This window comes from Brucella sp. RRSP16 (assembly GCF_052246815.1).
Taxonomy (GTDB): domain Bacteria; phylum Pseudomonadota; class Alphaproteobacteria; order Rhizobiales; family Rhizobiaceae; genus Brucella; species Brucella intermedia.
In genome coordinates this window covers 1-1,594 of the sequence record NZ_JBQQAM010000043.1, presented here as the reverse complement: position 1 = coordinate 1,594, position 1,594 = coordinate 1, and the positions used below count along the sequence as shown (strand labels likewise).

The window sequence follows — 1,594 nt, the reverse complement described above, 5'->3', positions numbered from 1 at the left end:
CGCGGCTTCGATCTGCCTTTCAGCCGCTCGTTGAGGTTGGAACGGGATACGCCCAGCGTGTCTGCGACGGCCTTCATCGCGAACCGTCCTTCGGCAACAAGATCGGCCGCGATATCCGTTTATGGAATGGCCCGCCCCTATCCCCAGCGTCTGTTATGATGCTGTGGTGCGAAAAAAGAAAGGAACGGGCCTATGAGCATCATGATCCTTGGAATTGATCTGGGCAAGAACTCTTGCAGCGTCGTTGGTGTCGACGCTACCGGCGCAATAGTTACACGTCGAACGATGCGTCGCCAGACACTGATTGATTACGTAACGAAACTCCCCGCCTGCATAGTTGCTATGGAAGCGTGCTGCGGAGCTCATCATCTGGGCCGCTTGTTTACGGAACGAGGTCACGAGGTCCGGCTGATGTCGCCGGAATATGTTCGCCCGTATATCAAAGCCCAGAAAAATGATGATCGGGATGCTGAGGGTATTGCCGAAGCTGCATCTCGACCGACGATGCGTTTCGTCGATCTGAAGAGCCAGGAGCAACTGGACATCCAGACACTGCATCGGGTGCGTTCTCGCCTTGTGGCAGAGCGAACAAACCTCATCAATCAGCTTCGCGCAATTCTACTGGAACGCGGGGTGATCTTTCCTGCCGGGCGGCGGAAACTGGAACTCGGCGTGGACAGCATGCTAGCCGAAGATGTGAAGTTATTATCGTCGCGTGTACAACAACTGGTTCGTGAATTACGCGCCGAGTGGCAAGAGCTCGACACAAAGATCGGAGCATTGAATACTGAGCTTATCCAGTTGGCACGCAATGATGCGGCCACGCGTAGACTGACGACTATCCCCGGTATAGGCGTACTCAATGCCACGGCTTTGGTCGCCGCTGTAGGTAATGCAAGCAGCTTTGCCAAAGCGCGCGATCTGGGTGCCTGGCTCGGACTGGTACCTCGACAGTACAGCACCGGCGGTAAACCCCGACTGCTTGGGATATCGAAACGTGGCAATACCTATTTACGCACTTTGCTCATCCATGGCGCTCGAGCGTCACTGCCATCACTCTCAAAGAGTGATACGCCAACGGGCCGTTGGCTTAAGGCAATGATGGAGCGTGGTGTTCACCGCAACGTCATGGTTGTAGCGCTAGCAAACAAATTGGCGCGGATAGCATGGGCCGTTTTGCGTAAGGAAACAGGCTTTGATCGCAGTTGCCCTGCGGTAGCGTAATCAGACCGGCTAGGCAATGAGAACGCGTAGCCTATGAGGTTTGCAGGAAGGATCGTGAAGATGGCCTGACAGTCGAACGGCGTTTGGAAAGCCCGGTCAAAAAAATGGCATTAACTGCCGATCCGTTTATGGGGCTCTGAACGTGCGGATGTCCATCTTGGCCATGGGGGTGCTCATGAGACCGTATACGTTGACGCAGACTGATCAGAACATCGTAAAAATCCTATTGCAAACGGGGCGGGCCATACGTTTTTTGAGTCTGCTTTGGACAAGGCTTCCCGAAGGATTTCGACCTCCATCGTCTTGCGGCCGAGCATGCGCTCCAGCTCGCGGACGCGATCTTCCAGCTTCTTCACTTCCGAATTGCCGA

The 1,594-nt window shown here is 54.8% G+C and carries 1 protein-coding gene and 1 pseudogene; one reads left to right on the top strand and one right to left on the bottom strand.

Annotation, left to right across the window (positions count from 1 at the left end):
* Positions 1 to 192 precede the first annotated feature (192 nt).
* A complete protein-coding gene (locus ACS5UA_RS22795; RefSeq protein ID WP_113465069.1) occupies positions 193 to 1,224 on the top strand; it encodes an IS110 family transposase in 1,032 nt (343 codons plus the stop codon).
* A gap of 173 nt (positions 1,225 to 1,397) precedes the next feature.
* On the opposite strand, the pseudogene ACS5UA_RS22790 reads toward ACS5UA_RS22795, so the two are convergent.
* A pseudogene (locus tag ACS5UA_RS22790) lies at positions 1,398 to 1,594 on the bottom strand (hypothetical protein); the annotation flags it as partial.